Source organism: Lacrimispora amygdalina, from assembly GCF_003432035.1.
GTDB lineage: Bacteria > Bacillota > Clostridia > Lachnospirales > Lachnospiraceae > Lacrimispora > Lacrimispora amygdalina.
Genome location: NZ_QOHO01000047.1, coordinates 1 through 6,139, shown reverse-complemented (window position 1 = coordinate 6,139; position 6,139 = coordinate 1). Strand labels below are relative to the sequence as shown.

At 40.8% G+C, this 6,139-nt stretch carries 5 protein-coding genes and 1 pseudogene; all 6 read right to left on the bottom strand.

Features of this window, described 5'->3' with window-relative positions; translation table 11 throughout:
* Positions 1 to 97: 97 nt before the first annotated feature.
* On the bottom strand, positions 98 to 1,699 hold the full coding sequence (gene tnpC / locus DS742_RS15065) for an IS66 family transposase (protein WP_117417802.1): 1,602 nt from the start codon (positions 1,697 to 1,699) through the stop codon (positions 98 to 100).
* A 71-nt stretch (positions 1,700 to 1,770) separates the two neighbouring features.
* A pseudogene (tnpB, locus tag DS742_RS30020) lies at positions 1,771 to 2,061 on the bottom strand (IS66 family insertion sequence element accessory protein TnpB); the annotation flags it as partial.
* Positions 2,062 to 2,176: 115 nt separating this feature from the next.
* Positions 2,177 to 3,238: a tyrosine-type recombinase/integrase gene (locus tag DS742_RS15055; protein WP_242996490.1), complete on the bottom strand. Its 1,062-nt coding sequence runs from the start codon at positions 3,236 to 3,238 to the stop codon at positions 2,177 to 2,179.
* Positions 3,192 to 4,181: a tyrosine-type recombinase/integrase gene (locus DS742_RS15050; protein WP_117417799.1), complete on the bottom strand. Its 990-nt coding sequence runs from the start codon at positions 4,179 to 4,181 to the stop codon at positions 3,192 to 3,194. Before DS742_RS15050 ends, DS742_RS15055 begins: the two co-directional genes overlap by 47 nt.
* 1 nt (position 4,182) lies before the next feature.
* Entirely contained in the window at positions 4,183 to 5,400 is a 1,218-nt protein-coding gene (locus DS742_RS15045) for a tyrosine-type recombinase/integrase (RefSeq protein WP_117417798.1), read from the bottom strand.
* 179 nt (positions 5,401 to 5,579) lie between these two features.
* Positions 5,580 to 5,984 (bottom strand): IS66 family insertion sequence element accessory protein TnpA, encoded by a 405-nt coding sequence (gene tnpA / locus DS742_RS15040; RefSeq protein ID WP_117417797.1) that lies wholly within the window; start codon positions 5,982 to 5,984, stop codon positions 5,580 to 5,582.
* Positions 5,985 to 6,139 lie beyond the last annotated feature (155 nt).

The window sequence follows — 6,139 nt, the reverse complement described above, 5'->3', positions numbered from 1 at the left end:
TGTTATAATGTAACTATCTCAGTAAGCGCATAGTTTCGGGGTATGGCTCAAAATTTATTTCCGGATCCTATTGCTAGGATTCGGAAATGCAAGCATTTTACTCCATTTTGTTCTTGCAAAGTTTCTGGACTGTTTTATCCCAAGGCGCAAGTTTTGCTATCTCATTATCTGACATGACCTTGCTGGGACGATTCTCTAGCAAGAACTTCAGATATTCATATAGATTTAAGTCATACGCCTTTGCCATCTCTATGATGGTGAGATAGAGCGAATTAGCTGTCGCTCCTTCCGGAGTATCTGAAAAGAGCCAGTTTTTCCGGCCTACAGTTACTGGACGGATTGAATTTTCGCTAAGGTTGTTGCTCAGGCTGCACCGGCCATCTTCCAGATAGGTCATAAGAAAGTCTCGACGGTTTTTGATATATGTGATCGCTTTCTTAAGTTTGGCATTATCTCCGGGAGTGACTTGGTTTGCCCACGCCAAGAAACCCTCAACGACTGGTTTCTGGTCTTTGAGGCGACGATTTCCGATCTGTTTGCATGAGAGCCCTTTTTCCTTATAGACCCGCTCATACTCGAATAGCTTATTACAATACAAGACTCCCTGTACTGCCGGATGACTGTAATCCTTCTCATGGCCTTTCGGGATAGCCTCCAATAGATATCTCCTGATATGCGCAAAGCAACAACAACGCCTGGCTTCATTCACCTTGTTGTAGCCCTGGTATGCATCTGCCATTAGATAAAATCCAGGTTCAATACCCGTTAGGAATTGTTTGATGTTTTCTCCTGCTCTTGTGGGCGTGTAATTATAGAGGATGATTGGATTTAATCCATCTTCACCAGTTCGGACAACCCATAAATAAGATTTTGTCTGTGCCCGTCGGTCTTCCTCTTTTAATACCTGGATTGGTGTCTCGTCCATCATAAGGAATCTGCGTTTTAGCAGTTCCCTGTGAAAGTAATCATATAGCGGCGTTATATATTCAATGCCAACTATAATAATCCAGTGTGCCATAGATGTTCGTCCTATTGGAGCGTTCATCTGCAGGAAATCCTGCTCCTGGCGATAAAGAGGAATGTACAATCCGTACTTTCGATAAATGATATATGCCAGCAGAGATTCTGAAACATAACTTCCAGGAATCAATGCAGGCGTTCCATTATCCTTTATAAACTGTGGTTCCTCCGTATCCTTGCACTCTGGGCATGAATACGTGATTGCCATGTATTCGATACGTTCCAGCTTTGGCGGAGTATAAACGATTTCGCTGCGGATTAGTTCTGTCCCAATCGGAATCATTTGGGTCCCACAGATTGGACATGTTTTTTCCTCTTCGGTCAGTGTATCTACATTTATCTGTCTGGTCGGGATGTCCCTGAATTGTTCTGCTAAAGTAGGTTTCTTTTTTCGAGATTTCTTTGGAGCGAGGACAACTTCCGGTTCGATTAGTTCCACCGGTTTCTCGTCCTCTGTAAGATTGTCAAAAAGGTTCAATTGACCTGCGACATCATCCACGCGGCGTTCACTGGAAGCACCAAAATACTTCTGGCGAAACCAAGCCAGTTCAGCTTTTAGATTATCATTTTCAGCCTGCTGTTTATTCAATGCTTCTACCAGTGTTTTGATGGTAGTATTAAGCTCCAAAATCGTGTCTTTGAGCTGGGTGAGTTTTATATCGTTACTACTGTTCGCCACGTTTTTGCTCCTTAGTTTACTATAAAAAGTATACCATAAAAAGAGCGAAAAAGCCAGTAAAATCAAGGGTTTCATCCAGTTTTAAGAGCCTTTGGCTGCTCGATTTCAAGCCCCGTCATAAGCCAGTCGAATTGTTGCCAGGTAATGTTTTTTGCCTCATTGCTATTTCTTGGCCATCGGTACTTGCCTTGAACAACGTCAAGCCGTTTATAGAGAAGAACCATTCCGTCAGGCTCTCGGAGTAAAACCTTGATTCGGTCACATCGTCTGCCACAAAATAGATAAATGGATCTGGCATCCGGTTCTGCTTTCAACTGGTCTAGAATGATAGCGTAGAGTCCATCTATGGACTTACGCATATCCGTATTATTCGAGTTCTGGAATAATACAGATTATCCGAGAAGAATTATTATTCGAGAAGTTTCGGAAAATCACTGATAATCTCTACATTTTCAATAATTCTTCTCAGATAACAATCTACTTCTTTTTCAGGAAGTCCGGAATATCTTTTTTAGGTTCCTTCAGCTCGATTTTGCTTCCAAACCAGGTATCATTCCATTCTTTCAGCTTCCTGTCTACAGAATCCTGCGACATTTCTGCATAAATTTGGGTGGCCTGAACCGACACGTGACCTAATATATTTCTTATTGTCACGATATCGACTCCAGCTTCCAGTAAATGGCATGCTGTACTATGTCTCATGGAATGAGGCGGATAGCTTTCTTGCAGAAACAAGCCAGGGTGTTTCTTCTTCGCAATGGTTACATACTTTTTATATATGCCTTCAACGCAAGAAACCGTCATCAGTTCATGTGTCTGACTTGAAAAAACATGCCTTCCAGGATATCTTTCTATATGCCTGTGCCTTATGTACTTTTGCACAGTCTCTGCAAGTGTCAGGGAAACACCTACTTGACGGGTCTTTGAACCTTTTCCAAGCAATGTAACAGATGCATTTTTGCCATTTATATGCAGATCTGCAACTGTGAAATCACATATTTCCTGCGCTCTTGCGCCTGTTGCATACATAAATGAAAGCAGAACTTTATCCCTCAGACCAGTTTCATATCTTTCGTCAGGAAGCGACAATAGTATTTTTATTTCTTCCCTTGAAAATACAGCTCTTTGCTTTTTACTCCCACGTTTTATCGGTATTTTTATAATGGCACTTCTGAATATGGATGCAGCATCAAAATCTCTATTCTGTGCATACTCCGAAAATGCTGAAAGGGCTGATAAACGCTGGTTTCTGGTAACCGGTTTGCATTGCCGTTCTTTCTCAAGCCAGTTAAAGAATTCTAACAATGTATCATAATCCAAGCTTGAGAACCTGATATCGTCAGCATCTATTCCCTTGACATTCTGCATGAACTGAAGCAGAAGCATAAAGCTTTGCTTGTAAGATTCTATGGTGTTCCGGCTAAGACCACGGCTATAGGGCAGGTATATCTCGAAATAATCTTCCAGTAATGACATGAACTCTATTTTCCGCCTACTCATATATGACCACCTCCGGAAATAATTCCCCAGAATAATCATCAAACTTTGTAAGCGTATCCTCAAAGTAATTACCACTGTATTTCAAATATTTTTCCGTCTCGTAAAGGCTGTCGTGCCCTAAATATGTAGACAGGAACGGGACAGACTCGCTGGCTTTAATTCCACTGCGCTCGTTTTTATCAAAGCTTCTTACCGCAAACGAATGTCTAAAACAGTGAAGACAGGCGCCGCGTCCGTGTTCAGCCTGATCATTGCAGGTTATACCAGCCTTTTCTCTGATGATCCTAAAATAATTTCCGACATTACCGGGTGAAATATGGCTTTTAGCGTCATCCGCCGGAAATAAATATGCATCCGAATCATTCAGTATACCCATGCCAATACAGTATCTGTAAATGATTTCTGCCAAATCTTTTCCAAAGGGAACCAATCGCTGTTTGTACTTTTTTGTAACCCTAAGAATAATCAGATTTCTTTCAAAATCCAGGTCTCCTACCTTAATGCATACTGTTTCTCCAACACGCAGTCCACAGCAGTATAACAAGCGCAGTATCAATGGTATTTCTTTTTCAGCAAACTTGTTTTTTCTTGCCCTTGAAATCCTCAATGAGTCTGCAACAGCAAAGATTTTTTTTATATCTTCATCTGAATAAAGATAAGGCACGTAAGTATCATGGGTCGCAAGTGTTCTTGGAATAAAGCATGTATAACCTAAATCAGCCAAGAACAGAAGGAGTTGTCTGATGTAATGTACATGCTGACCTGATGTATTAATTGAGATATCTGCGCTGACTTCTCTGATCCATGATTCGATCACTGATTCAGATATTTCCTTATCAGCATGGTTGATCCTGCAAAGATATTCATCAAATAGAATCATGGTTCTTCTGTAGTGCCTATATGCCTCATAACTAAGTTCTGCTTCCCTTACAGATAGATGCATTGATATTTCTTCGCGAAAAACTGAGTTAAACACTGCCATCTTATTCCACCTCCCCGTGTAGGAAATCAGAAAATCTATCGGAAGGTGGCGGCGGTGTTAAGCTATATTTTCTTAGATTCTCAATGTCTATACGTGCATAATGCTTGATGGCATTATTAGAACTATGCCCCAATACCTTTCTTACAGTTTCATAGCTTATATCATTGTTGACCATGGAACTGGCCAGCGATGCCCTGAGAGCATGAGGACCTCTTTTGCGATTTCCAGAATCAATACCAGCAAGACCGATATATTTCCTTAATGCAGCTCTGATGGTAGAAGTTGTTATCGGATTATATGGAGCATAAGCGTTTATAAACACTATATCTGTCTGTGATTCCGGTCTGACTGATAAATAATCGTCAATGGCCAATCTCACTTCGCTAATCAAAGGAAGGTGGAGTGCGTTTCCAGTTTTTGTCTGAATGATATCCAAGTCAGTTCTGTTCAGCACATCCTCAATCGTCAAGTTCGCAATATCACCGGAGCGCATGCCCATTCTCGACGCAAGAAGAATCATCGCATAATCACGTTTTCCTAAAACAGTACTGGTATCTACAGCTTCTTCTATTCTCTTTATCTCTTCAACAGAATATACGCTTGGGATGACATACGGTTTACTATAATGAGGCACTATTGTTGAATAATCCGATGTTACACCCTCAAACTCTGTAAGATACGTTAAAAACAGTCTGATTTCACCCCAAAGGCTATGATTAGTTACTTTTAAGCAAGCGTGTGCAATACATACCGGAGACAGTACGTCAAGAGATTTGCAGTCCTGTTTTGAGAGCTCATCCAGAAACCAGGATATAGCATATCTCTTATTCCTAACAGTTCCGAAAGCGTGCCCAGTACTTTCATTCCAGTTACAATAACGGTCAACTATTTCTGCGAATGCATCAGGCAGGCAAAAGTGTTTTCCTTTATCAGAATGCACATCAGACCATGTCCCCTTCAACAAGTCGTTTAATCTTTGCACTACTGTGCGTAAAGCGAGATAGTACTGATTTTCTCCATGCACAGACTGATAATACTGCAAAAACAGAGCTCCTGCTTTTTCGTTGTAGCAATCGAAGCCATTATCTGACAGCCACGTAAAAATGCTGTTGCATAAATACCTATAGCCCGTAATGGTTATAGTCGTACAGCCCCTATCCCTCAGTTTTCTTATAAGTTCTGTCCTCAGTTCCATGAATGAATGATTTTGTTCTTGCATAATGGCAATACCTCCTTATTGTAGTTTGTACAATAAAGATATCGGTAATATCATTATTCAAGAAATAACAAAAAAAGATCAGAAAATATGAGGCTTCGCCAAAAACTTCTCGAATAATAATTCTTCTCGGATAATCAGTATAGCCTGTAATGATATAGATGTTGGTTGCTGAGGAAATATCACCTAGCACAACAAACACCTCCCATGCATTTGAGAGTTGTTTCGATCAGGTTTTTATCTGTGTTATTAAAGAAGCGGATTGTTGCATTGCCAATCAGGATTTCAACAGTAGGCAATTCTTTGGTAGCTAGATCCGGAACAATGCAAGTATTTTGCTCTACTTGCAAAGGAGCCGGCATTAAGTTAACCTTGACCACTTCCTGCAAAGGAGCTGATGTTTTCTTTACTTGATCGGATAACATGGGGATTACCATTCCGCGCTTGCGAAGTCTACTGATCCAGTTATAAAAGGTGCCTGGATTAATATCATTCATTTGACACCATTGATAGTCGGAGAGGCCGCTTTGTCGGCACTCCATGATGAGCAGAAACTGCTCATCTGCAGAAATTCGTTTTGATCTCATAATTGCTAGTCTCCCGAATAGAGTAAAATACTTGCATTCTCGCAAAGGATTGGAGTAAAACGCTCGCATTTCCTGATAACAATTATAGAGATAAATGGCGCCAATTAAAATCCACCCTTAAACTATGCGCTTACCTATCTCAAGTTTCGCACCTT